Origin of the sequence: Glaciihabitans sp. dw_435, from assembly GCF_018449675.1 — a bacterium.
Taxonomy (GTDB): Bacteria; Actinomycetota; Actinomycetes; order Actinomycetales; family Microbacteriaceae; genus Glaciihabitans.
Window position 1 is genome coordinate 15991 of the sequence record NZ_JAAVUZ010000016.1, and the last position, 21289, is coordinate 37279.

The 21289-nt window shown below is 65.0% G+C and carries 23 protein-coding genes; 4 read left to right on the forward strand and 19 right to left on the reverse strand.

All coding sequences use genetic code 11. The features are described 5' to 3' along the window. Window positions 1-51 precede the first annotated feature (51 nt). Window positions 52-876 (forward strand): helix-turn-helix transcriptional regulator, encoded by an 825-nt coding sequence (locus tag HB677_RS15460; RefSeq protein WP_213816632.1) that lies wholly within the window; start codon window positions 52-54, stop codon window positions 874-876. A gap of 20 nt (window positions 877-896) precedes the next feature. On the opposite strand, the gene HB677_RS15465 is transcribed toward HB677_RS15460, so the two are convergent. The 4 genes from HB677_RS15465 to HB677_RS15480 all read right to left on the reverse strand — a co-directional run bounded on the left by HB677_RS15465 (window position 897) and on the right by HB677_RS15480 (window position 4804). Further along, the gene (locus tag HB677_RS15465) at window positions 897-1319 is read right to left on the reverse strand and encodes a nitroreductase/quinone reductase family protein (RefSeq protein WP_213816633.1); all 423 of its coding nucleotides are present in this window, start codon (window positions 1317-1319) and stop codon (window positions 897-899) included. Window positions 1320-1611: 292 nt separating this feature from the next. Then, window positions 1612-2493: an AraC family transcriptional regulator gene (locus tag HB677_RS15470; protein WP_213816634.1), complete on the reverse strand. Its 882-nt coding sequence runs from the start codon at window positions 2491-2493 to the stop codon at window positions 1612-1614. Between the two features lie 79 nt (window positions 2494-2572). Continuing rightward, window positions 2573-3520: an alpha/beta hydrolase gene (locus tag HB677_RS15475; RefSeq protein WP_213816635.1), complete on the reverse strand. Its 948-nt coding sequence runs from the start codon at window positions 3518-3520 to the stop codon at window positions 2573-2575. Between the two features lie 414 nt (window positions 3521-3934). Next, a complete protein-coding gene (locus HB677_RS15480) occupies window positions 3935-4804 on the reverse strand; it encodes a helix-turn-helix transcriptional regulator (RefSeq protein ID WP_213816636.1) in 870 nt (289 codons plus the stop codon). 138 nt (window positions 4805-4942) lie between these two features. Between HB677_RS15480 and HB677_RS15485 the strand changes: the two genes are divergently transcribed. Further along, entirely contained in the window at window positions 4943-5764 is an 822-nt protein-coding gene (locus HB677_RS15485; RefSeq protein WP_213816637.1) for an SDR family oxidoreductase, read from the forward strand. A gap of 324 nt (window positions 5765-6088) precedes the next feature. Here HB677_RS15485 and HB677_RS15490 read toward each other — a convergent pair whose 3' ends face one another. After that, window positions 6089-6568, reverse strand: a complete 480-nt coding sequence (locus HB677_RS15490; protein WP_213816638.1) for a DDE-type integrase/transposase/recombinase — start codon at window positions 6566-6568, stop codon at window positions 6089-6091. 191 nt (window positions 6569-6759) lie between these two features. Beyond that, complete coding sequence (locus HB677_RS15495; protein ID WP_213816639.1) at window positions 6760-7230, reverse strand: DUF2000 domain-containing protein; 471 nt, start codon at window positions 7228-7230, stop codon at window positions 6760-6762. A gap of 110 nt (window positions 7231-7340) precedes the next feature. Here HB677_RS15495 and HB677_RS15500 point away from each other — a divergent pair, with 110 nt between their 5' ends. Then, the gene (locus tag HB677_RS15500) at window positions 7341-7820 is read left to right on the forward strand and encodes an Lrp/AsnC family transcriptional regulator (protein WP_213816640.1); all 480 of its coding nucleotides are present in this window, start codon (window positions 7341-7343) and stop codon (window positions 7818-7820) included. Window positions 7821-8092: 272 nt separating this feature from the next. Here HB677_RS15500 and HB677_RS15505 read toward each other — a convergent pair whose 3' ends face one another. The 13 genes from HB677_RS15505 to HB677_RS15565 form a co-directional block, all read right to left on the reverse strand. Continuing rightward, window positions 8093-8356, reverse strand: coding sequence for a hypothetical protein (locus HB677_RS15505; RefSeq protein ID WP_213816641.1), 264 nt, complete (start codon window positions 8354-8356; stop codon window positions 8093-8095). A 157-nt stretch (window positions 8357-8513) separates the two neighbouring features. After that, entirely contained in the window at window positions 8514-8771 is a 258-nt protein-coding gene (locus HB677_RS18970) for a TetR family transcriptional regulator (protein ID WP_374193828.1), read from the reverse strand. A 73-nt stretch (window positions 8772-8844) separates the two neighbouring features. Next, complete coding sequence (locus HB677_RS15515; protein WP_213816642.1) at window positions 8845-10398, reverse strand: multicopper oxidase family protein; 1554 nt, start codon at window positions 10396-10398, stop codon at window positions 8845-8847. Further along, window positions 10398-12041: a SulP family inorganic anion transporter gene (locus HB677_RS15520; RefSeq protein WP_213816643.1), complete on the reverse strand. Its 1644-nt coding sequence runs from the start codon at window positions 12039-12041 to the stop codon at window positions 10398-10400. Before HB677_RS15520 ends, HB677_RS15515 begins: the two co-directional genes overlap by 1 nt. Next, a complete protein-coding gene (locus tag HB677_RS15525) occupies window positions 12038-12400 on the reverse strand; it encodes a helix-turn-helix transcriptional regulator (RefSeq protein WP_213816644.1) in 363 nt (120 codons plus the stop codon). Before HB677_RS15525 ends, HB677_RS15520 begins: the two co-directional genes overlap by 4 nt. Window positions 12401-12447: 47 nt before the next feature. After that, on the reverse strand, window positions 12448-13584 hold the full coding sequence (locus tag HB677_RS15530; protein ID WP_213816645.1) for an AI-2E family transporter: 1137 nt from the start codon (window positions 13582-13584) through the stop codon (window positions 12448-12450). A 158-nt stretch (window positions 13585-13742) separates the two neighbouring features. After that, entirely contained in the window at window positions 13743-14417 is a 675-nt protein-coding gene (locus HB677_RS15535) for a response regulator transcription factor (protein WP_213816663.1), read from the reverse strand. Continuing rightward, the gene (locus tag HB677_RS15540) at window positions 14417-15661 is read right to left on the reverse strand and encodes a sensor histidine kinase (RefSeq protein ID WP_213816646.1); all 1245 of its coding nucleotides are present in this window, start codon (window positions 15659-15661) and stop codon (window positions 14417-14419) included. Before HB677_RS15540 ends, HB677_RS15535 begins: the two co-directional genes overlap by 1 nt. Next, window positions 15658-16272, reverse strand: a complete 615-nt coding sequence (locus tag HB677_RS15545) for a DedA family protein (RefSeq protein ID WP_213816647.1) — start codon at window positions 16270-16272, stop codon at window positions 15658-15660. The genes HB677_RS15540 and HB677_RS15545 overlap by 4 nt, the downstream gene beginning before the upstream one ends. After that, on the reverse strand, window positions 16272-16499 hold the full coding sequence (locus HB677_RS15550) for a hypothetical protein (RefSeq protein ID WP_213816648.1): 228 nt from the start codon (window positions 16497-16499) through the stop codon (window positions 16272-16274). Before HB677_RS15550 ends, HB677_RS15545 begins: the two co-directional genes overlap by 1 nt. Continuing rightward, entirely contained in the window at window positions 16496-17272 is a 777-nt protein-coding gene (locus HB677_RS15555; RefSeq protein WP_213816649.1) for a glycosyltransferase family 2 protein, read from the reverse strand. Before HB677_RS15555 ends, HB677_RS15550 begins: the two co-directional genes overlap by 4 nt. Continuing rightward, window positions 17269-18153, reverse strand: coding sequence for a glycosyltransferase family 2 protein (locus HB677_RS15560; RefSeq protein WP_213816650.1), 885 nt, complete (start codon window positions 18151-18153; stop codon window positions 17269-17271). The genes HB677_RS15555 and HB677_RS15560 overlap by 4 nt, the downstream gene beginning before the upstream one ends. A gap of 326 nt (window positions 18154-18479) precedes the next feature. Next, a complete protein-coding gene (locus tag HB677_RS15565) occupies window positions 18480-20297 on the reverse strand; it encodes a carboxylesterase family protein (protein WP_213816651.1) in 1818 nt (605 codons plus the stop codon). A gap of 101 nt (window positions 20298-20398) precedes the next feature. On the opposite strand from HB677_RS15565, the gene HB677_RS15570 reads away from it, so the two are divergent. Next, entirely contained in the window at window positions 20399-21025 is a 627-nt protein-coding gene (locus tag HB677_RS15570) for a TetR/AcrR family transcriptional regulator (protein ID WP_213816652.1), read from the forward strand. Window positions 21026-21289: the final 264 nt, after the last annotated feature.

The following is a 21289-nucleotide window of genomic DNA, read 5'->3' on the forward strand; positions in this document are numbered from 1 at the left end:
GGTCACATCTATGCAACGCGCACACGGCAGCATCAACCAGATACGGCCTGTATGCCCCTGCTCCAGTTCTCGGCACCCGGGGCGGTGGGGGATGATGGGCTGATGCATCGTGAAGCGTTAGGAGACTTCCTCCGCACCCGCCGAGAACGCACAGACCCGGCCGAGCTGGGCTTCCCTACCGAGGCCCGTCGCACCCCAGGGCTTCGACGGTCAGAGGTCGCGGAGCTCGCGAACATCTCAGAGATCCATTACGCCAACATCGAACAGGCTCGCGGGTCCCAGCCCTCACCGGACGTGCTGGCCGCGATCGGCCGCGCGCTGAGACTCGACGAGTCCGAGACCGCCCACCTGTTCGAACTCGCCGAAGAAGTGCCACCACGGTCCCCGATCCCGAACATGGACCTCTCCGAACGCACCCGGCAACTCATCGACAGCCTTACCGGGCCGGTACTGGTCTGCAGCGCCCGGCTCGACGTCATCGGACAAAACCAGGCGGCAATCGACCTCCTCGAGGACTTCTCGACGCTACCCGCCCCGGATCGCAACCTCGCCCGACGACACTTCCTCGCCCAGAGCGACGACGACGTGTGGGGATCCCCGGGCCTTGCCGCGCTATCCCGGTTCGCGGCCGCTCGCCTCCGCGGAGCTCGCGCCCGCTACTCCGACGACCCGGCCACGATCGCGCTCATCGACGAGCTGCGCGCGCACAGTCCTCGCTTCGAGGAGATCTGGGCGGAGGAACCGGTCGGGTTCCTCCGCGACACCACCCTCGATGTCACCGAAGCACAAATCCGGCAACAGACCGTCACCTGCGAGATCTCCGACATTCCCGGACGAGACCAGTACCTCGTCTTCCTCCCCATTAAGCCCGAATAGTCCAGCAGGCAGGACGGGCTTCAGAGGTTCCGTCGTGGGATGAAGTGGAAGATCGGGAACACCCGGTCGGTGCGGGTCGCGAAGACCGCGAAGTTCGGAGACGCATCGAGAAAGCGCTGCCACGCAGCGGCCCGCTGCGGCCCGGAGAGTTCGGTGGCATGCACCCGAACGGTCTCAGTGCCGATACCGGGCAGCGGTACTTCGATGTCGATATCCGGATGCGCCCGAAGGTTGTGGGCCCACGCCGGGTCAGCAGGTTGCCCGCCTGCCGTGGCAGCGACCACCCAGCCCCCGTCGTGCTCGATACCCCGCGCCGCGGTCACCCTGGAGGCACCTGACTTCGCACCGATCGCGTGCATCACCACCAGATTCCGGCCAAACCGGTCCACCGTGCCTCCAGTGGCGCGGAACTGCCGAATCATCGGATCCAACCAGCGGCTCATTCCTAGCTCCCGCTTCCGGCCAGTTCACCCGACCACACCCCAAGTGAACGCGGCGCACGACAACCGAACCAGATACAGCGTGTATGCCCCGAGGCTGGCAAGCGTTGTCGGCTCCAGCGCTGTAAGGCTTCGCAATCCGGTAACACCGCATGGAGAATCTGACTCCACGATGCGCGCCGTTCGGGTTTTGGAACTGCACCCGAGGCCGTGCCGACTTGTCCGCGTCCCGGATCCGGCGGTCCTTCGGTTGGAACTCTTCGTGGCGACTTTGCGGGCGAGGACGGGTGTCGCTCTATCCGGAGCGCTTTGCATCGTGGATCGGGGCGGATCCGAAGGCGTGTTTGTAGTCGCGGCTGAATTGGGCGGGACTTGCGTAGCCGACCGCCTCGGAGATGGAGGTCATGCTGCGTGATCGCAGGGCTACGAGCCGTCGTGCCTCGTGCAGGCGCAGCATCTTGTGATATTGCATCGGTGTGGTGCCTGTGGCGCTCTTGAAGGCGCGGTAGAAGGTCGAGGGACTCATCTTCGCGCGTGTGGCGAGGTCTTCGACGGCGATCGGTGCGTTGAGGTGGTCGTGCATCCAGTCGGTCACCTGGCCGATGCTGGCGAGCGTCTCCTCGGCGCGCACCATCTGCAGGAGCCCGTCCCCGCCCTCGCTGCTGAGCACGCGGTACAGGAGCTCTCGTTTCACGCCTTCCGCGAGGATGCGGGCATCGGCGGGAGCTTCCATCAACTGCACCAGCCGGAGCGTCGCCGACCGGGCCGGATCAGGCAAGGGATAGACGCCCACTGACGGGCCTCGGGTCGGCGGCCGAGGCGGCATCTGCGCCACGAGCTCGCCGAGCACCTGCCGGTCTATCGCCAGCTCGACCGCCAGGTACGGGGTCTCTTCGGTGGCCTGGGTGATCTCGACCAACGCGGGAAGGTCGACACCCATCAGCACCAGCTGTCCGCCGTGATAATCGATCTGTCGACCGCCGAGAATGAGCCGCTTGGCGCCCTGCAGGACGACGTACAGCGTCGGGTGGAAGAGCGTGAGCATCGGCGCCACGAGCTCGCGGGTCACGTGGAGCGCGACACCGTCGATCGCGGCGTGTTCCTCCGGCCGGTCGAAGGCCGCGATGACGCGCGCACACAGTTCCGATTCGACGCCAGCCGTGTGACGAGGGCCCATGGGGTTCTGCTCCGATCGACGTTGAGGACGTGCCCGGTTCGCGGATCTCCGGGCACGTCCTACACGGTTGCTGCTTGTGTCACTTCATGTGGGTGTCGAACCAGCCCAGGATGCGCTGCGGGTGGCGCTGGAAATACTGGTAGGCGTCCCACCGAACCGATGCGTCGTCGATCCAGAACATGTCCTTCTCGGTCGCGCCCAGGGCGGCGTAGGCGTTCTCGAGATCGTAGGGGCGGGTGATGGCGTCGTCGTAGACGCCATAGGTCAGGGTGGGCATTGTGACCGACGGGGCCCAGTCGCTGACGTTCCCATCCGCGAGCGGCCTGCTCGTCAGCAGTCGGAATCGGCGGTCCACCTCGTCGATGTGCTCGCCCAGGCCCGCGCTTTCCAGCGTCGCCTCGACGAACACGCGGGGAGATAGCAACAGGGGCGCCACCAGGCAGGCGACGTTGTCGAACGCGCGAGGGTCGGAATGGATCGCCCGGAATGTCACGCTGGCCCCCATGCAGCGGGCGAAGATGCCGAGCGTCATGGGCGACAGATCCGGCCGGGAGCGGATGTAGTCGAGGGTCCCGATCACGTCACGGGTCTCGAAACTGTTGTTCGACATCCGGTTGCCGTTGGCGTCACCGCTCAGGCCGCAGTTGCGGAAGTCGAAGGCGAGCACGTTGTAGCCGTTGTCGTGGAGCACCTTGTAGTCGAGCGTGAAGTCGATCTCGGTGTCGTTTCCCGGTCCGAACGCGGACTTCCACGGCTCGACATGGCTCGGGAACCCGTACCGATTGAACCCGAAGGCGTGCATGCAGACGATCAGCTTGGTCGATCCCGCGGCGGGAATGAACCAGCCTTCCAGCGGAACGCCGTCGGATGACGGGTAGGAGATCTCTTCGTAGTCGAGGCCCTGCTCGGCGGGCGTCCGCAGAATCGGTGACCGAGAGGCGTAGCCGAGGCCGTTGGCCAAGGATTCGATGGTGGACTCCGCTGTGGCGTCGAGGTGCGGAGCGTCCAGGGTGGCGTGATCAGCCATGACTTTTCCTTTCAGGATCGCGAGTGAAATATCCGCGACTCCTCCACGTTAGACAGCTCTTACGCGGTAGTGAATGTCTCAGGCAGTCAATTGCTTGCCTGATCCTCGCAGCATCGTGGGCGGAACTGATTGCGGCTGCCGGAGGCTCCGTGCTCGGGTTCCGCACCCTCACCCATTACATCTCCAGAGATCTCCTTTGCGTTCGGCTGCGATCCAGGCGACGATCACCGGTCGTCTGCACGCGGTCGGCTGCGGCAGGGACACCTCGGCAAGGCCGCCTGCGCTGGCGCTGCTCCTGGACAGGCACCGGCGGGCGCGGCAACTGGCCGCGCACAAGCACGCCCGCCGCCTATCCGCCGCGGACCATTCCCGCTAGCCGCCGCAAACCGGGCCGGTGAGACCACGGCCGCGGGGTCACAGCGGCGGGGATGCCTGAAGATGACGGACATCGTGAGGTCCTGTCCTGTCCGACAGTGCGATTCGTGAGACGTGGTCCGCGGGTGTGTAGACCGTGACGCGGACGTCGGAGCTCTTGGTGATCCACAGCGGGATGCTGTCGAAGGTCATCGGTCCCGCTTCAGGATGAATGTACTTCTTGACGAGCCCGGTGCGCGGCTCCACATCGTGGCGTGCCCACAGTTCGTCGAACAACGCGATGCCTTCCAGACGTCCGATGAGGTCCTTCCATGCTGGTTCGCCGACGTGCTCGGCGTAGGCGGCACGGAAGTTCGCGACCGTCGTTGCGATGGTGTCCATCTCAGGGTCGATCCGCGCCTGCCAGACCTGGTTGGTGAACCGCAGCAGAAGCGCGTTGTGGTCGGCTATGGGGTAAAGGTCCATGCCCATCAACCATCGGTAGGCGTCGTTGAAGGCGAGGATGTCGAGCCGTGCGTTATAGACCGCTGCCGGAAGCGGATCGAGCCCGCGCAAGACGTCATCCACCGTGCCGGGCAGCTCAGTGCGCAACCCACTCTCGGCGGGCGGAAGCCGTCCGGCCAGGGTGAACAGATAGTCGAGTTCATGATGATCCAGCATCAGCGCCCGCCCGACAGCCATGAGCACCTGTTCGGAGACATTGATATCCCTGCCCTGCTCGAGCCACGTGTACCAGGTCGTGCTGACCCCCGCCAGATCCGCGACCTCCTCTCGCCGCAGGCCCGTCGAGCGGCGTCGCCTGCGGATCGTCAGCCCCCACTGCTCCGGGTCGATGCGCGCACGCCGCTGACGCAGGAACGCACCGAGCTCGCGCCGTCGGTCCGAACTGTGAGGCGTCGCTTCATCCACCGTCTTGCCTCCTTCGTGAAGCAGGTAGTGACAGCACTGGCATAACTGGCGCTCTCTTCCCGCCTAGTACCACCCTTACGCGCTCACAATAATAGTTTGCGCAGGCGAAAACACTGTTTCACTCGGGAAGGAACTCACATGCTGGTCTGGTTCATCACAGGTGCCTCGCGCGGCTTCGGGCGGGTATGGGCGGAAGCGGCACTCAGCCGTGGCGATCGGGTCGCCGCGACAGCCCGCGATGTGTCGACGCTGTCCGGTCTCGTCGACGCGTACGGCGACGCAGTCACGCCGATCCAGCTCGACGTCACCGACCGCGAGGCGGTGTTCGCGGCGGTCGACGGTGCGAGCGGGCACTTCGGCCGCCTCGACGTGATCGTTAACAACGCCGGATACGGACACTTCGGGTTCATCGAGGAGCTCACCGAAACAGAGGTGCGCCAGCAGATGGAGACGAACCTCTTCGGGGCACTCTGGGTCACTCAGGCCGCGTTGCCGCATCTGCGCAGTCAGCGGTCGGGCCACATACTCCAAGTCTCCTCGATCGGCGGCATCACGACCTATCCGCGTCTCGGCGCCTACCACGCATCGAAGTGGGCGCTCGAAGGCCTCAGCCAGACCCTCGCCGACGAGGTGCGCTCGTTCGGCATCAAAGTCACGCTCGTCGAACCGGGACCGTTCAGCACAGACTGGAGCGGGAGGTCTGCAATCCATTCGGTGGACCTGGACGCCTATGACGAGGTTCGTGAGAAGGTCCAGAGGGAGCGCGGTGCGCGGACAAGCGCGGTCTCCGCGTCGCCCGACACGACGGCGCAAGCGATCCTGACACTCGTCGATACGCCGGAACCGCCGTTGCGCTTCTTCCTCGGCAAGACTCCCTTCCCAGCAGCGATTGCCGACTATGGCCGGCGTATGCAGGAGTGGGCGAGCTGGCAGCCGGTATCAGAAAGCGCCAGCAACTAGACGTTGATACTGGAAATCAGCCGCCGTGGGGGTATGACCCTCAACTTGACTGACGATCGCCTCAGCGTAACTGTCTTTGTTTTGATCTGTCTGCCCCGGTGGGCATGACCTCATAGGGGCGTGATCCCTGGACCGGTCTCGTCAACGTCTTGTCTGCCCTACCCGGCCGGCACTTCCCATTGTGTGATTCGTCCTGGGTTTCGTTCCTATCGGCGGCTTGGGAAACGGTCACCCCCAATGGTGCGTCGAGGCAGCGTAGTAGTCGGCTTCCACCTCGGCGGGTGTGCGCATGTCGAGCTCTCCGTGGAGGCGCTGGTTGTTCCACTACCACACGTACTCGAGCGTCGCGAGCTCGACCTGCTCGACGGTGCGCACGGGCCGCGGCGGCGGATCAGCTCGGTCTTGTAGACCGTTGACCGCCTCAGCCATCGCGCTATCGAACGAATTGCCCACGGTTCCCGTCGAGGGCGTCGCGCCGAGTTCTTCGATCCGGTCTGTGTCGATCGACGGCGAGGTAGTTCGATCCGTGATCGGCGTGATGCACGAGCCCGTCGAGTTCCCGTCCGCAGCCCACGCCGCCATGTTGAGCGCTTGGAGCGGCAGGATGTCGGCTTTGAGTGTCGAGGCGATGTTCCACCCCACGCTTCGGCGAGAGAACACGTCGGTGACGACCGCGACGTAGGCGAACCCGGACCACGTCGCGACATACGTCACGTCCGCGACCCAGAGCCGACGAGGCGCATCCACAACGAACCATCGCTTCACGAGATCCTTCGGCTTCTCGCTCACCGGGTCGGGATTCATTCGGCAACGTCATCATCGAACGGCTCCGCTACGAAAGACCCTGACACGATCCCTGTCGTGGAGCCGTGACCATCGAAACGCGCGCCTCGCCATCGCTGCTCCGGGTATCCGACTCACCGGCGACGAAACCCCGCAGATCGAGTCCGCCTGCACGTTCCTCATGTCGGCCGGTTTCTCGAACTCCGACCCTGTCAGGGCAGCAGGGGCAGGCCTCCGATGATCCTGTCGACGCGGTTACGGGGCCCGACGATGCCCACGGCGTAGTACTCGAGCTCGTCTGCGTTCTTCCGTGCGACGTTCTCGAGGTATTCGTCGTAGACGCGGGTGAGCTGAGCGTCGGAGGGCATGTCGCACACGAGAACGCCCTCGGAGGACGCGGCCTTGGCGCGAATGGCCGCGAGGCGCTCGCTGGAAGCGCCGAGGATCGTGCAACCCGCCCAGGGGAGCCCCGGATGGAACGTCCCATCCGCATCAACCGCGTGAGGGCCGAGGAGGCCCGCCACGGCCGGGCCGGTGGCAGCCGCGACGCAGACCGCGGCATTGACCGCCCTGCCCGCAGGCAGGGCGTCGTTGACAACCACGACCCACTTCAGGCGGGCGGTCCGGGTGGGCGAGGCGGTGTCGATCTCTTCGGGGGTGAACCCGAACAGGGGAGTGGTCATAGCGTCTCCGTGCGTCAGAAATGGTCTAGAGACTAACTATGCTAATAAAATCTACGGTCACAAGAATAACTAGCCGTACTAAATAAGGCGCAAGAGGGGACAGATCGTTGTTGGACGAACTTGATGCGGCGATCCTCCGGGAATTGCAGTCGGATGCACGAAAGACGAACCGGGACGTCGCGGCCGCGGTGGGCGTCTCGCCGACGACGGCGCTGGACCGCACGCGCGCGCTGCGGCAGCGAGGCGTCATCCGCGGAGCGGCGCTGGAGCTCGACCTCGCGAAGATCGGACGACCGGTCCAGGCGCTGATCGCGGTGCGTATCCACCCGCCGTCGCGGCGGCATATCGAGGCGTTCCGCGACTGGGTCTCGGCGCAGCCCGAAGTGCTCGGGGTATTCGTCGTCAGCGGGGACGACGACTTCGTGATCCACGTCGCGGTCCCGGACAACGACCACCTCTATGCGTTCGTGATCGACCGGCTGACTGAACGAGCCGAGATCGCGAACGTGCGCACGACCGTCGTCTACGAGCATCTGCAGAACCGCGCCGTGGGCGTCGCCCGTACCAGCTCTGAGGCCCGAGCATCCTGATCGGAGGGAGATCGCCCTGGACCTCGAAGAGCGGCACAGGCAAGGTTCCTCACCAGGCTGCGCTCTCGGCGGCCTCATGAGGACGACTTGAGAGGGGGACCAAGAAGGGACCTCTCACATGGTCCTCGATGCGTCGCGGCGTGACTGGCTGCTGGTTCTGGCGGACCGTTTGAGGAACGCGTTGGCCTGCTCGGCGGCGGACGCCAGATGGCGGTCGTCCGGGTGCAGCCGTCGAGGATGAGCCGGTCGATCGCGGTACGTAACCAGATCGCCTACTCTGCAGGCGAGTAGCCGAACTGCCCGGCGAGTTGTTCGTACACTTCGTGCGAGACCAGCACCGAGAACGTCGCGACGGCGTTGTCCGCCTCGTCGGGCAGGATTAGGCCTCGTGAGACGAGCCACGGCCCGGCTATCGCGAGGTCCTTTGGTCGGCGTTCGAGCGCCTGGCCAAGGAGTCGGCGGATCTCGGGCTCCGCGTCAGCCGCCGCGCGGGCGGTCTGCCACAACGCGTCTGAGTGGGCGATCGACGCGCTCACCAGGTCCACTATTGATCCAGCGCAACGTCCGCGTCCTCCACTGCGAAAACGGCAGCCTAGGCAGGAATCTCGGTCAACGGCTGATCACTCTCCTCGCCGGTGAAGCCACCGTCATCGCCTTTGCGAGCAGTCACGATTTCGAGCCGGCCAGATTCACCTACTCGACCGACACGCCAGCCTGTGCGGCGATCGCTTTCATCGTGGTCCCGGCGTACCCGTTCTCGCCGAACAGTTCCGCCGCCGCAGTGAGGATCGCTACCCTCGTCCGGATGGCATGCGCAGAACGCTTCGGATACCGGTAAGCAGCGTCCGACAAAGCGCCCCTTCGAGTTGGTTGCAGTCCAACTGTGCTCAACTTGTCGGCGCAGGGAGACTGGAACTCCGAGTCGTCGATCTGGTGATCGCGCAACATCATCCAGAGTGGGGCTTCTGCTGGCGGTTGGGAGGCTGACGTGCGTGGGGCGTACTGCTCGTCGACCCTTCAGTGCTCAATGGTGGCTCTTATGTTCGTCGTCGTCGGGAGCGATCGCGAGTTGGCCGTTGGTAAGCGCGTATTGGGCCATCATTCCTTGGTCTTCGTGCCAGAGGAGGTGGCAGTGGTACATGTATGGTGTCGCCGCGTCTGCGAAGGAGCTGAAGGGCACGATCAGTTCGACGGTGTTGCCTGAGGGGATGAAGACGGTGTCTTTCCATCCCCGGAGGTGAGCAGCCGGCGGTGTTGCGTTGACAGTGTCGACGGTGAACTGTGTTCCGTGGATGTGGAAGTTGTGGGCGCGGTCGGAGTCGTTGATGATCATCCATTTTTCGGTGGTGCCCGCGGTGACGAGGGTATCGATGCGGTCCATGTCCATCGTCTTTCCATTGATGGTCGTGTCGCCGAGAGTGAAGTGTCGTTCGATGCTGATGGCCGGTGGTTGCGGCAGGGCTGTGGCAGGGAGTGATGCAGGGAGTGATGCAGGGAGTGATGCGGGGAGTGATCGGTCGGTGCGGCGGGTTATCGGGCGGGTAATGCGGAGGAGTTCGAGGGTGTCATCAGCGCCGGAGGTGATGTTGTCCCCTTGGCTCATTCCGAGATCGTGGGGAACGGAGCGGAGGACGATGTCTTCATCGGAAGGGATCTGGATGAGGATCTCGGCGCGTTCTGCGGGGGAGAGCAACAAGCTGGTGAGTGCGACGGGAGAGGGGAGGATGCCGCCGTCGGTGGCGACGAGGTGAAAGGCTTCCTTGGTGGAGAGTTGAAGGTTGTAGCAGCGTGCTGTGGAGGCGTTGAGGATACGGAAGCGCACCAGGCCGGTGGTCGACTCGAAGTGAGGCTGGTAGGTGCCGTTGATGATGACGGTGTTACCGATCCGGCCGATAGGAGCAGTCGTTGGAGTGCCTGGTTGCGTGCCGCCCGGTTGCAGGGAGATGTCCTGGATGATCACGGGAATGTCGTCGATCCCGTATTCCGTGGGCAGGTTGACCGGAGCGTCATCATCGATCAGGAAGAGACCCGCCATCCCTCGGCCGACTTGAAGCTCGGTCTGGCCATGGGGGTGTGGGTGGTACCAGAGAGTGGCGGGAGGCTGGTCGACCGTCCACGCTGCTGTCCAGGTGTCGCCGGGGTGGATGCTCTGGTGTGGAGTGCCGTCCTGGGCTGCGGGGAGGATCATGCCGTGCCAGTGTGCGGTGGTCGGCATGGAGAGGGCGTTGGTGACGTGGACGCGGACGTGTTCGCCGCGTGCGGCGCGGATCGTGGGACCGAGGTGCGTTCCGTTGAATCCCATCGTGCCGAAACGAGTGCCCGGCACGAGCTCTGTATCTCCCGCGTGCGCGGTCAGATGAAAGACGCGTTCTCCGTCGATGAGCTCCGACTCCAGCAGCGGTGGGATTCGCAAGGGATTCGTAAATGCTGACCCGAGATTTTGGCTCTGCCCTTCGGTGAGCCAATATCCGCCTGCGCCGATGATGCCGAGCGCGCCGATGCCGAGCAGCAGCGTTCGTCGACTGATGCGAATCGGTGGTGGTCCGTTGAACGGGGGCGGGGTGTCGTCGTCGCTCATCAGTCGTTGGGTGAGCGGGCGATGTGGGATCGGGCATGGTCGATGGCGGGTGGGAGTTCGGCGAAGAGGTGATTGGGATGGCGGAGGGAGTCGATGGTGCCGAGTCGTTCGAGCAGTTGCAGGTGCTCGGGTTTAATGCCTTTGATGAGCACGGTGATGCCGCGCCGTTCCAAAGCAGTGACGAGGTCGGTGAGGGTGTGTGCACCGGTGGCGTCGATGAGTTGCAGTTGCGAGAGACGCAAGATGACAACCTGAATGTTGTCATGTTCGGTGATGCGGTCGAGGACCCGTTCCGCGGCGCCGAAGAAGAGGGCGCCGTCGATCCTGAACACGGCAATCTGCTCGTCACCTTCGGCGGCAGGGGCGGGGAGGGCTTCTCGTTGGACGCCGCTGGCGGAGCTGAGGGCGCGTAGGGCGAAGAACGCGGCGACCGCGATGCCGATGCCGACCGCGACGATGAGGTCGAAGCTGACGGTGATGATCGCGGTGATGACGAACACGATCGCATCGGAGCGGGTGGAACGCAGTACCAGTCTGATAACGGTGGGGGACACCATCCGGGCGGCGGTGACCATGAGCACTCCGGACAGCGCCGCAAGCGGGATCACCGCGACGACGTTCGCCGCGAGATACACCACCGCCAACAGCGCCAGCGAGTGCACGATCGCCGACACGCGAGTGCGCGCCCCGGAGCGTACGTTGACCGCGGTGCGGGCGATGGCGCCGGTGGCGGGCATGCCGCCAAAGAAGCCGGATGCGATCGACGCGAGTCCTTGTCCGACGAGTTCCCGATCAGCGTTCACCGGTCCCGTGTCGGCCATCGACGCCGCAACCCGCGCGGAGAGCAGAGACTCGATCGCTGCCAACGCGGCGACCGCGAACGCCGGCCCCACCAAGCTCAATAGTGTGTCTGCGGAGAACTCGGGAAGCGTCGGCAGGGGGAGTGATTGGGGGAGCTCGCCGATCGTCGTGAGGGGGAGGCCGAGGAGGGTTGCGCCGAGCGTGACGATGATGATCGCGATGAACGATGCCGGGATCCGGCCGTTGACCCGTCCGAGGATCAGCATGATGGCCGCGATCACGACGAGGGCCGCGACGGGAACCAGCGCGGCCGGCCATTCGGCACGGGCGACGGACTCCACCGCGGCGGCCACCGCGTTTGTGCTGTGGCCTGCCCCGCTCACGCCGACCGCGGCGGGCACCTGCTGCAGGAAGATGATGATCCCGATACCGACCGTGAATCCCTCGATCACCGGCCACGGGATGAAACTCACCGACCGACCCAGGCGCAGCACCCCGGCCACCAGCACGATGAGGCCCGCGAGGATGCTGATGAGGGCTACCGAGCCGACGCCGTGGCTGAGCACGATGGGGGCAAGCACCACCACCATCGCACCCGTCGGCCCCGACACCTGCACGTTCGATCCACCGAACACCGCGGCGACCAGACCGGCGACAATCGCCGTGATCAAACCCGCTTCAGCTCCCACCCCGGAACTGACTCCGAACGCCAGCGCCAGCGGGAGGGCCACGATTCCCACGGTGATGCCGGCGACCACATCACCACGCCAACTCCGACGAAGCCCCCGATAATCCTCACGGGTGGGCAGTAGTGATCTCAGAGACCCCCAGGACGGCTTCATCGCGTCGACGAAATCTCGGGGAGCCCCTGGGCCGCGGTCTGGTGCTCTTGGGATAACACGAGCATCTCCGTCAGCAACTGCCGGGCAACGTGGAGCAGGTCAGCGACTTGCGGGAACGCCAGACGGTAGTAGACAACGCTCGCGCGACGCTCCGAGACCACCAACCCGTAGCGACGAAGTACCGATAAGTGTTGTGAGAGATGCGAGGCCTCCAAGCCGGTCTCGGCGATCATCACGGACACCGGCACCTCATCTCCGGCCGCGACGATCTCGAGCACCCGAATCCGATACGGATGAGCGAGACCCTTGAACAGATTCGCCTTGATCTCATACACGGGACGGGTCGTATCCCCGAGCATCGTTTACCCCTCGCTCCACTAAATGATTACTTGATAAACTCATCATATCAGGGCCGGGGCCGACCCGACAGTGGTTCTATCATTCCGCATTGGGGGTCGGGACCACAGCTAACGGAGCTTGTCGTAGCAGGGAACATGGTCGCCCCGGTTTGTTGCTGTTTTGCGTGGACCGTGTGTGCGGCGACGGCGATCGGCACCGCGAGCAGGGCACCGAGGATGCCGTAAAGGGATCCTCCGATGAGAGTCACGAGCACGATCATGACGTCGGGCATCGCGACGGCGCGACCGACGATCCTGGGCGCGATCACATACTCCTCGAGTTGCATGTAGAGGAGATACCAGATGGCGAGGATGATCCAGGTCGACGGCTGGTCGGGGGCGATGAGTGCTTGAGCCGACACGATCACGATTGCGCTGGCGGCAATGCCGACGAGGGGAATGAGGGCTGCGACGAGCGCGATGGCGGAGAAGAGCAACGGCAGTGCCGAGCCGGTCGCAAGAAGGATGATCAGGCTCAGCACGCCGTGGAGGAGCGCGAGTATCAGCTGGCCGCGGAAGTACCTGCCGACCGATTCGCCGACTCGAGATATCACGCGGATGCCCGTCAGCCGGTGATCGTGCGGCAGAAGCGCGATGAACTGCCCGCTGAACCAGCGTTTGGCCGCCAGGAAGTACACGGTGAGCACGAGGACGATCGTCGTGACGAAGACGCCGTTGCCGAGGGCGACGCCGACGTTCATCGCCCCGCTGGTCACCGTTTGCATGGTCATCCCCGAGACCAACCCGTCGAGGAGTCCATCGAAGAGGGCGCGGACGTCGAGCATACTGACCGGGACAAACTGCTGCAGATGCGCGGCCACAGGGTCCAGCCCTCCTGTCGCGGCGAAATCGTCGGCCTGCGCGACGAGGGAGGACGTCTGGTCGACGAGGGGCGGGAGGATCATGAGCAGCACGCCGCCGATGACGACGAGGCTCGACGCCGACACTGCGGCGATCGCAAGTGGGCGTCGCAGGCCCCGGCGTTCCAAGCGGTGTACGAGCGGGTGCAGCCCGATCGCGAGGAATGCCGCCAAACCGGCACACCACAGGATCGTGGCGAGCTGGCCGAGGAGGTTCCACATGGTGATTGCGGTCAGTGCGCCCAGCGCGAGGAAAAGGCCTGTTCGATACGGTCGACGGGTCACGTGTTAGCGCCGTCCTGTGCTGTGCGAGTTCTCATGGCCGGAACGTTAGGCGTGAGCTTGCACATCCCGCCTCACCTCACCGGGTTCGGCCGATCACCCTTCGGTGGTACAGCCGATGACACCGGCGTAGGGTCGTCGAGATCGGCTGGGGTTCCGGTTCAGAGCTCGCCGGGGCGGATCAGGCCCGTCTCGTAGGCGAGGACGACGGCGTGGACCCGGTCGCGGAGGCCGAGCTTGGTCATGACCCGGCTGACGTGCGTTTTCGCGGTCTGTTCGGCGATGTAGAGCGCTTGTCCGATCTCCGCGTTCGATCGCCCGCGCGCGAGCTGCTCGAACACTTCCCGCTCTCGTTCGGTGAGGTCGTTGAAGACCGTCTGCGATTTCAGCTTGCCCGTGGTTTGGTCGACGAACCGTTCGATCAGCCGCCTTGTCACCCGGGGGGCCAGCAGTGCCTCTCCGGCGCTGACGGTCCGCACCGCCGCGCACAGCTCCTCGCCTTCGGTGTCTTTGAGGAGGAATCCGCTTGCTCCTGCTCGGAGCGCGTCGTAGACGTAGTCGTCCAGATCGAACGTGGTCAGCATGATGACCGCGGGGATGTTTCCGACACCGTTGGGTGGGTTCGTGAGCAGTCGGGTCGCCTCGATCCCGTTCATTCCGGGCATCCGGATGTCCATGAGGACCACATCGGGTTGCACGGCACGGTTGCGGTCGATGGCCGCCTGGCCCTCGCCCGCCTCGCCCACGACGGTGATGTCGGCGTGCGCGTTGAGGATGGCGCTGACGCCGACCCGATACATCGGTTGGTCGTCGACGACGAGAACCCTGATGGTCATCATGTTCCTTCTCTCGCGACGGTGGGCAAGGTTGCTTCTATGAGGAAGCCGCCGCCCGGCAATGGTTCCTGCACGATATCGCCGCCCAGGAGTGCTACCCGTTCCCGCATTCCCCGCAATCCGTGACCGCCCTGCTCGTTGAGCGACGGGCGGGCGTCAGCGGGCGCCGGCGCCGTCTCGTTCGCCACGCGAATGCTGATCCCTGAGGACGTCGCCTGCAGCGCCACCGTAGCAGTGGCGCGTGGTGCATGCCGGACGATGTTGCTCAATGCCTCTTGGACGATCCGGTAGGCGGTCAACTCGACGATGGGACTCGTCGAGCCCGGCTTTACCTCGTTCGTGTAGGCGACGTGGTGTCCGATCTTCTGGGTGCTGTGCACGAGGTCGGGGATGTCGGCGATGGTTGGCTGCGGGGCGTAGAGGGTGCTCTCATCGTCGGGGCGTAAGGCTCCCAGGAGTTGCCGCATCTCGTCGAGCGCCGCGCGTGCGGAACGGGCGATCTCCACGAATTCCGTCCGGGCCGCTTCGTCGGTGATGCGGTAGCGGGCTGATTCGGCCTGGATGTGGACGATGGACATGCTGTGCGCGACGACGTCATGCAGTTCCCGGGCGATCCGCGCGCGTTCTTCGATCACGGATCGCTTGGCTTGCTCGAGTTCCACGTCCCTCTTCGCGGACTCCACGATCGCGCGTACTCGTTGTCGTTGTCCGATCATCACGGACACCGCGACGGCGATGAGGGTGACTGTGACGCTGACGAGCACATCCTCGCCCCACTCCGAGACCGACGTCCAGTCCTCGGTGTTGACGAGCACGGTGATGGTCATGGCCAGGAACGCGAGCCACCAGGCCAGGATCGCGACGATCCACCTCTCTCGCAGTCCGAGGATCACGAGGATGACGACGAGCGCGAGGAGGTTCGGAACAGGCACGGGCCAGAATTGATCGAAACTGTCGCGGGTGATGTAGCCGATCACGATCAGGGTAATCAGGTGGAGCAGCATCGCGCTGCGCGGGAGGCGGACCGCGAAGGGGAGGGTGAGGCACTGCAGGGTGGAGAGGACGAAGGCGCTGCCGATCGGTAGGTCGTAGAAGGCGACGAAGCTGGGAACGGACAGCCAGAACAGCACGACCGATGCGGTGATGATGACGATCCACCCGATCACGGGGAACGGACCCAGCGGAGCACGGCTCTCCAACGCGCGGATGCGGTCCTGCCAGCGCGGCCGAGCCGGAGCAGTCATGTCGCCTCTCCCTGTCGTCGTCCGTCCCGAGTCCAGGCTAGGACCCGATCGACGATCACACCGACGACGAGGGCTATCAGCATGGCATACACGGTCGCCAGGACGGGCTGCGTCGACAGGAACGTTCCGGCGAAGATCGCGATTCCTATGGTCAGCGTGGTCCACGCCGCCGAGGCGATGAGGCTGAGCACCAGGAACCGACGATGAGCCACGCCGGTGGCTCCGGCAGCGATGCTGATGAGCACGCGGGCGACCGGGATGAATCGTCCAGTCAGGATGATGCTCTCCGGCCGGCTAGCGAGCTCGCGAGTGACGTATCCGGTGACACGGGCCACGCGGGGTCGCCTCGACCACGCGAACCCGGCCGCCCCGACTCTCCGTCCGAGCAGGTAGGCGATGTTGTCGCCGAGCCACGCACCGCCCATCCCGGCTAATGCGACGATCGGGAGTGAGGCCGGGCCGGCCGTCCAGGCAACCGCTGCGGCAGCCACGAGGACGGTCTCTCCAGGGACCACGGGCAAGAACCCATCCAGCACACAGACCGCGAAAATGACCACAACGGCCCACGGGCTGCTCACCCACGATGTCAGAAGCTCAGCGAGCACATCCATCACTGGACGCGGGAACTGTCGGTACGGATGACAATCGTCTCGTGATCGTCCGTGCGAGGGCTCGGGCCGCGTCGGTCGCGGCGACCGGCGCGCCGCATCCCGCGCACAGTCCCCCTGACGACCGCCATCACGAGATAGATCACGGTCCCGACCAGCGCGGCCAGGGCAAACAGGGTAAACGCGATGATCCGCAGGACGGTGCCGAGGATCGTTCCGATGACGCTCATGCGCGGGCCTCCTCGGGCAAGGCAATCAATGTTGTCCGTCGACGCTGCGCGCTGAGGCGCTGCGCCCACCGGCGGTGCGGCAACTGCGCCGGCAAGTGAAGCGAGAACGTCCGGACCGCACGGGACAACCGTCGCCCGAAAACGCGGAGGCTGTCGAACGGTCGGCCGGAGATGCCGACGACCAGACCCCGGTCGTAGAGGACGTCAGCCGTTGCGGGAAGTCGGTAGCTCAGATCCATGTCATCGTGGATCTCGCTGTCATCCCGCGGGACCATCGCACTCACCGCACGCCAGACGTCGGCGCGGACCGCGCAGTTCGACCCGAACAGCACGGTGTGGCCGAGGAGGAGTCGCATCGACACGAAGTAGCCCGACAAGTACAGCACTTTCGCGGCAGCGCCGCTGATCGGCCCCAGGTCGTAGAAACTCGCCGGCCCCGTCACCGCCACGGCATCAGGGTGCACGGCCAGTGACCGCTCGATACGTTCGAGCCAGTCTGGGGACACACGGGAATCGGCGTCGCACCGGGCGATGATCATTCCCGCCGCCACGTCAAAACCGTGTGCAGAAGCAGCTGTGATGCCTCGTCGCGGCTCGGTGACCACGCGGGCGCCGAACCGGCGTGCGACGGTGACGCTGTCATCGGTGCAGCCGTTGTCGACGACGATGATCTCGTCCGCCGGTCGCGTCTGGTGTCGCAGCGCGTGCAGGCAGGATTCGAGCATCGCAGCGTCGTTGAGGACGGGAATGACCACTGAGATTGTGGCGCTCATGCCGTCACCGCGCCGTGGGTGCGCTCGAACGATCGCATCAACCGTGCCGGCCAGTAGATGCTCTGCAGCAGGAGTTCGGGAACCCGGAGATGCCAGTGGTCGACCCCGTGGTGAGCGTAGGTTCGATGGAACCGGCCCGTGTATTCACGGAAGGACGCCGACGAGCTGCTTAAGCGCCGCGCCGAGACCGCTCCGCGCATCGACGAGCTGTAGGCCACATCCAGACCCGCATCATGCAGATGGATCGACAAATCGATGTCCTCGTGGAAGAGGTCCTCGACGTCGAGACAGACGTCCTGCCGAATCGCCCGCCAAGCGTCGGCGCGGATGGCCATGTTGCTCCCGTACAGGAACGGATACGCACCACCCAAACGACGCAGTGTGCGCCGTGCAAAGTCATCGGAAAAACCGCTTCCACGCACCAACGGCACGTCGTAGTAGGTCACCGGACCGGTGATGGCCGCGACCATCGGATCACACATACCCTCGATCACGTTCTCCACCCAATCGCTGGCTATGACGGTGTCGGCGTCGATGCGACCGAGCACGTCTCCTGTAGCCATCGCGAAGCCGAGGTCTCTCGTGGGGACGAGTCCCTGGATCTCGGACTGATTGATGAGCTTGATCGGTGCAAGTGGATAGTTTGCGGCCACCCGCTGCACGATCTGCGTCGTGCGGTCGGTGGAGCGATTATCGACGACAAGGATCTCCCACGGGACAACGGTCTGCGTCACCGCTGCGAGAAGGCACCGCTCGATAGCAGATGCCTCGTTGTACGCGGGGATGATGATCGAAACCGTGAGAGCGGGAGCCGTGCGATCAAACGCAGCAACACCGTGCTGTCGCTTCTGATCGTGATGGAGGGCGAGCGCCGTAACCATGTGTTTGTCCTTTCCGGGAGTGCGGTACCGACACCCTAGAAACAAGCACTCATCGTCCACATCAACCCGGCAGGGCTACGACCCCCTACAGCGGTACTACTTCCCGCACCCCAAAGAGATGGCCCGAAAGCGATGGCCATCGCTCACCAGCAAGGCGCCCCCCGTCCACTCCGACATGCCCATATCCGAACCGTTACCCACCTCCTCGGAGCTTTCCGCCGTGACGGCCACCCGCGCGAGTCGCCGATGGCGCGGGGCGCCCGGCGATCCGGCGGCACCATGAAGGTGACCCCAGTCGTCCGCGCGCACTCTGACCGGTCATTCGCTTAGCTTCGGCGTAGCCAGAAGTCCACCGCCTGGGAGTTGGGACGAGGGGAGATTGTGGTGGTGTCGCCGAGTTCGAGGACCTGTTCCGGAGATTCCTGGCGGGTGGGCCAGTGTGGGCGGTCGGCACCGTTGGGGTCGCCGGTCGTGACGAATGCGAGCCAGTAACCGGTCATCTCTGCCTCGAGTCGGCGATCGATCGCGTCGTACACAGCGTGTCCGTCGGCGCCGAGGTTGCCATAGGCATACATCACCTCCGCACCGTGGTAGACACCGAAGCGCTCGAGGGAGGGGTCGGGTGGGATCCGTGTGAAGAAGTACATGTAGACGTTCGACTTGCCGGTCTCGGCCGCGGTCGTTCCCCATGCGCGCATCGTGCTGGTCATCGATCGGTCGGTTTCGGCGCGGACGCGGGACTCGAGCACCTGATCCGGGTCGTCACCGGGGTAGAGATCGAGGTAGGTGTCGGCGTCCTCACGGTAGACGTCGCGGATTTCCGCCTCGTATGCCGCCGGATCGGAGTCCATCCCGCCGAGCAGGCTCAGCGACGCCTCGTCGGCGTTGCTGCCCAGCAGCAAGGGAACGTCGTTCTGGTCGCCGGCTGCGTAGATCTCGGCAGGGGTGGCAGGGAGCACTGCGCCGTCGATGGTGGGCCACCAGTGCGTTGTGAGAGACTTGGCAGCTGTCTGGATGCGTTCGGCGGGCATGGCGCGCATCTCGGCGAGGCTTGCGCCGCCGAGGGCTTCGCTGAGCGCTGCGGCGGCATCGCGGGCGGTCTCTGGGGTGTCGTAGAGGTCGCCTGCGTCTCGGTCGCCGGCCGTTCCGAGGCAGCCGCCGCTTTCTCCGATGAGGCCGTGGAAGAGTCCTGCGGCGAGGGGCGATACGCCCAGGATGCATGCGCTGCCGGATCCGGCGGATTCGCCGGCGACCGTGACCTGGTCGGGGTCGCCGCCGAACGCGGCGATGTTGTCCTGCAGCCATTGCAGTGCCGCGATCTGATCGCGGAGGCCTTGGTTGCCGGCGGTGTCTTCCAGCTCGTCGTCGGCGAGGAAGCCGAATACGCCGAGACGGTAGTTGATGGTGACGATGACGGCTTCACCGCTGGCGGCCAGGGCGGTGCCGTCGTAGGCGGGCAGCGCCCCGGATCCGCTGGTGAATGAGCCGCCGTGCACGTACACGAGCACCGGGAGTTTCTGCTCGGGGGCCAGCGAGCTGCTGCGCCAGATGTTGAGCCGTAACGCATCTTCGTCTGTGGGGTAGTCGGTGAGCAAGGTGTGTTCGAGCGGCATATCCAGCAGGCGAGTCGCCGCACGGGTGACGAAGCTCGATTCGGACTGGATCGCCGAGGGACCGAAGTCGTCCGCAATCAGTGTCGTCTTCCGCTGCAACGCGGGGTGGGGTGCTGCCCACCGGAGAACACCGACAGGCGGTGCCGCATACGGGATGCCGGCGAACACGTCCACCGTCCCGCTCTCGTTACGGATACCGACCACATCGCCCTGCCCGGTGCTCACGGCGGCCGTGTGATCGCCGTCGATCGTTCGCGTCGCCAGGGGAGGGCCGGCGGCGACCGCGACCCCTCCGACGAGGCACGCGGTGAGAATCCACGCCGGGATCTGCACGAACCACCGTCGGCTGCCCCACATCTGCGCTGCGATCCCGCCCGCTGCCACTGTGGCGCCGACGATCAGCCACGCCCACCACAGCCCCTGATTCAGCCAGACCAGCACTGCGCCGATTGCCGCTACGAGCAGGAGCGGAACCCACCACCCGGCCCGTCGCCATCGCGCTGGTCGCCACCATGCTCGCTGCGTCGCCATAATCATCCATCCCTTTTTCATCCAGCTCAATACGTAATGTATTCAATACGAATTTCACTGAAAGTCAACTGCGGGTGCCTTTCTGGCTTTATATTCGGAGAATGAGCAGTAGCGAGCAGAGGCCGTTGCGTCGTCGTTCCGAGACGCGGCGACGACTCCTTGCGGCCGCAGCCGAGCTCTTCGACGAGCAGGGCACAATTCGTCAGAGCGTCGAGACGATCTGCACGCGAGCCGGCTACACACGCGGCGCTTTCTATTCGAACTTCGGCAGCGTCGACGACCTTTACCTCGCCCTGCACCATGAGCAGGCCGCCGGGGTATGGGAGCGGCTTCTGGTCGCCCTCGACACCCAGCTCGACAGTTCGACGCGCGATGACTCCCTCGACGGCGGGGTGGAGCGGCTTCTCGAGGCGCTGCCGCCCGAGCGCGAGTGGTATGCCCTCCGAGCGGTCCTCCTCGCACGAGCCTCCGCGGATACCGCCTTCGCGCAGGGCATGCAACTCGACCAGAACCCCTTCGTCGACGAACTCGGCCTGCGCTTCCAGGTCCTGGCAGCCGCCCACGGACGCGTGCCCATCGTCGACACCGCCCTTTTCGCGAAAGCGATCGTTGCCGCGCATACCGGGGCCGTGGGCCAGGCTGCTGTCGATAGCGATGCGTCACGGACACAGCTCGCGGCCGTCGCCGGCGTCATCCGAGGACTCACCGCACCGGCGGCAGCGATCTGAGCCAGTCGGCCAACCCGGGCGCCGAATGTATATCGCCCTCGTCGCGCAGTCGTTGATCGCAAACGCGCCCAGGCGGGGCGTCATGACGTTCAGGGAATAGCGGCAGTCGGATCGATGCTCTCCTGGAGGACCATGTCCATGAGCCCCAGGAATCGGGAGTCAATGTCCTCTTTCCGCAGTGCGTTCTCGCGTCGATTACCGACGTCTCTCTGCCAGATGAGGCCCGCTTCGCCCAGCACCCGAAAGTGCCTGGTGAGGGAGGAC

Coding starts and splice junctions, on each gene's coding strand:
- HB677_RS15570 (WP_213816652.1), top strand. CDS start 20,399: ATGAGCAGTAGCGAGCAGAGGCCGTTGCGTCGTCGTTCCGAGACGCGG.
- HB677_RS15525 (WP_213816644.1), bottom strand. CDS start 12,400: ATGCTCGGGGATACGACCCGTCCCGTGTATGAGATCAAGGCGAATCTG.
- HB677_RS15535 (WP_213816663.1), bottom strand. CDS start 14,417: ATGACCATCAGGGTTCTCGTCGTCGACGACCAACCGATGTATCGGGTC.
- HB677_RS15465 (WP_213816633.1), bottom strand. CDS start 1,319: ATGAGCCGCTGGTTGGATCCGATGATTCGGCAGTTCCGCGCCACTGGA.
- HB677_RS15540 (WP_213816646.1), bottom strand. CDS start 15,661: ATGACTGCTCCGGCTCGGCCGCGCTGGCAGGACCGCATCCGCGCGTTG.
- HB677_RS15520 (WP_213816643.1), bottom strand. CDS start 12,041: ATGAAGCCGTCCTGGGGGTCTCTGAGATCACTACTGCCCACCCGTGAG.
- HB677_RS15550 (WP_213816648.1), bottom strand. CDS start 16,499: ATGAGCGTCATCGGAACGATCCTCGGCACCGTCCTGCGGATCATCGCG.
- HB677_RS15495 (WP_213816639.1), bottom strand. CDS start 7,230: ATGACCACTCCCCTGTTCGGGTTCACCCCCGAAGAGATCGACACCGCC.
- HB677_RS15470 (WP_213816634.1), bottom strand. CDS start 2,493: ATGGGCCCTCGTCACACGGCTGGCGTCGAATCGGAACTGTGTGCGCGC.
- HB677_RS15490 (WP_213816638.1), bottom strand. CDS start 6,568: ATGAATCCCGACCCGGTGAGCGAGAAGCCGAAGGATCTCGTGAAGCGA.
- HB677_RS18970 (WP_374193828.1), bottom strand. CDS start 8,771: ATGATGTTGCGCGATCACCAGATCGACGACTCGGAGTTCCAGTCTCCC.
- HB677_RS15485 (WP_213816637.1), top strand. CDS start 4,943: ATGCTGGTCTGGTTCATCACAGGTGCCTCGCGCGGCTTCGGGCGGGTA.
- HB677_RS15560 (WP_213816650.1), bottom strand. CDS start 18,153: ATGGTTACGGCGCTCGCCCTCCATCACGATCAGAAGCGACAGCACGGT.
- HB677_RS15460 (WP_213816632.1), top strand. CDS start 52: ATGCCCCTGCTCCAGTTCTCGGCACCCGGGGCGGTGGGGGATGATGGG.
- HB677_RS15565 (WP_213816651.1), bottom strand. CDS start 20,297: ATGGCGACGCAGCGAGCATGGTGGCGACCAGCGCGATGGCGACGGGCC.
- HB677_RS15555 (WP_213816649.1), bottom strand. CDS start 17,272: ATGAGCGCCACAATCTCAGTGGTCATTCCCGTCCTCAACGACGCTGCG.
- HB677_RS15475 (WP_213816635.1), bottom strand. CDS start 3,520: ATGGCTGATCACGCCACCCTGGACGCTCCGCACCTCGACGCCACAGCG.
- HB677_RS15515 (WP_213816642.1), bottom strand. CDS start 10,398: ATGAGCGACGACGACACCCCGCCCCCGTTCAACGGACCACCACCGATT.
- HB677_RS15545 (WP_213816647.1), bottom strand. CDS start 16,272: ATGGATGTGCTCGCTGAGCTTCTGACATCGTGGGTGAGCAGCCCGTGG.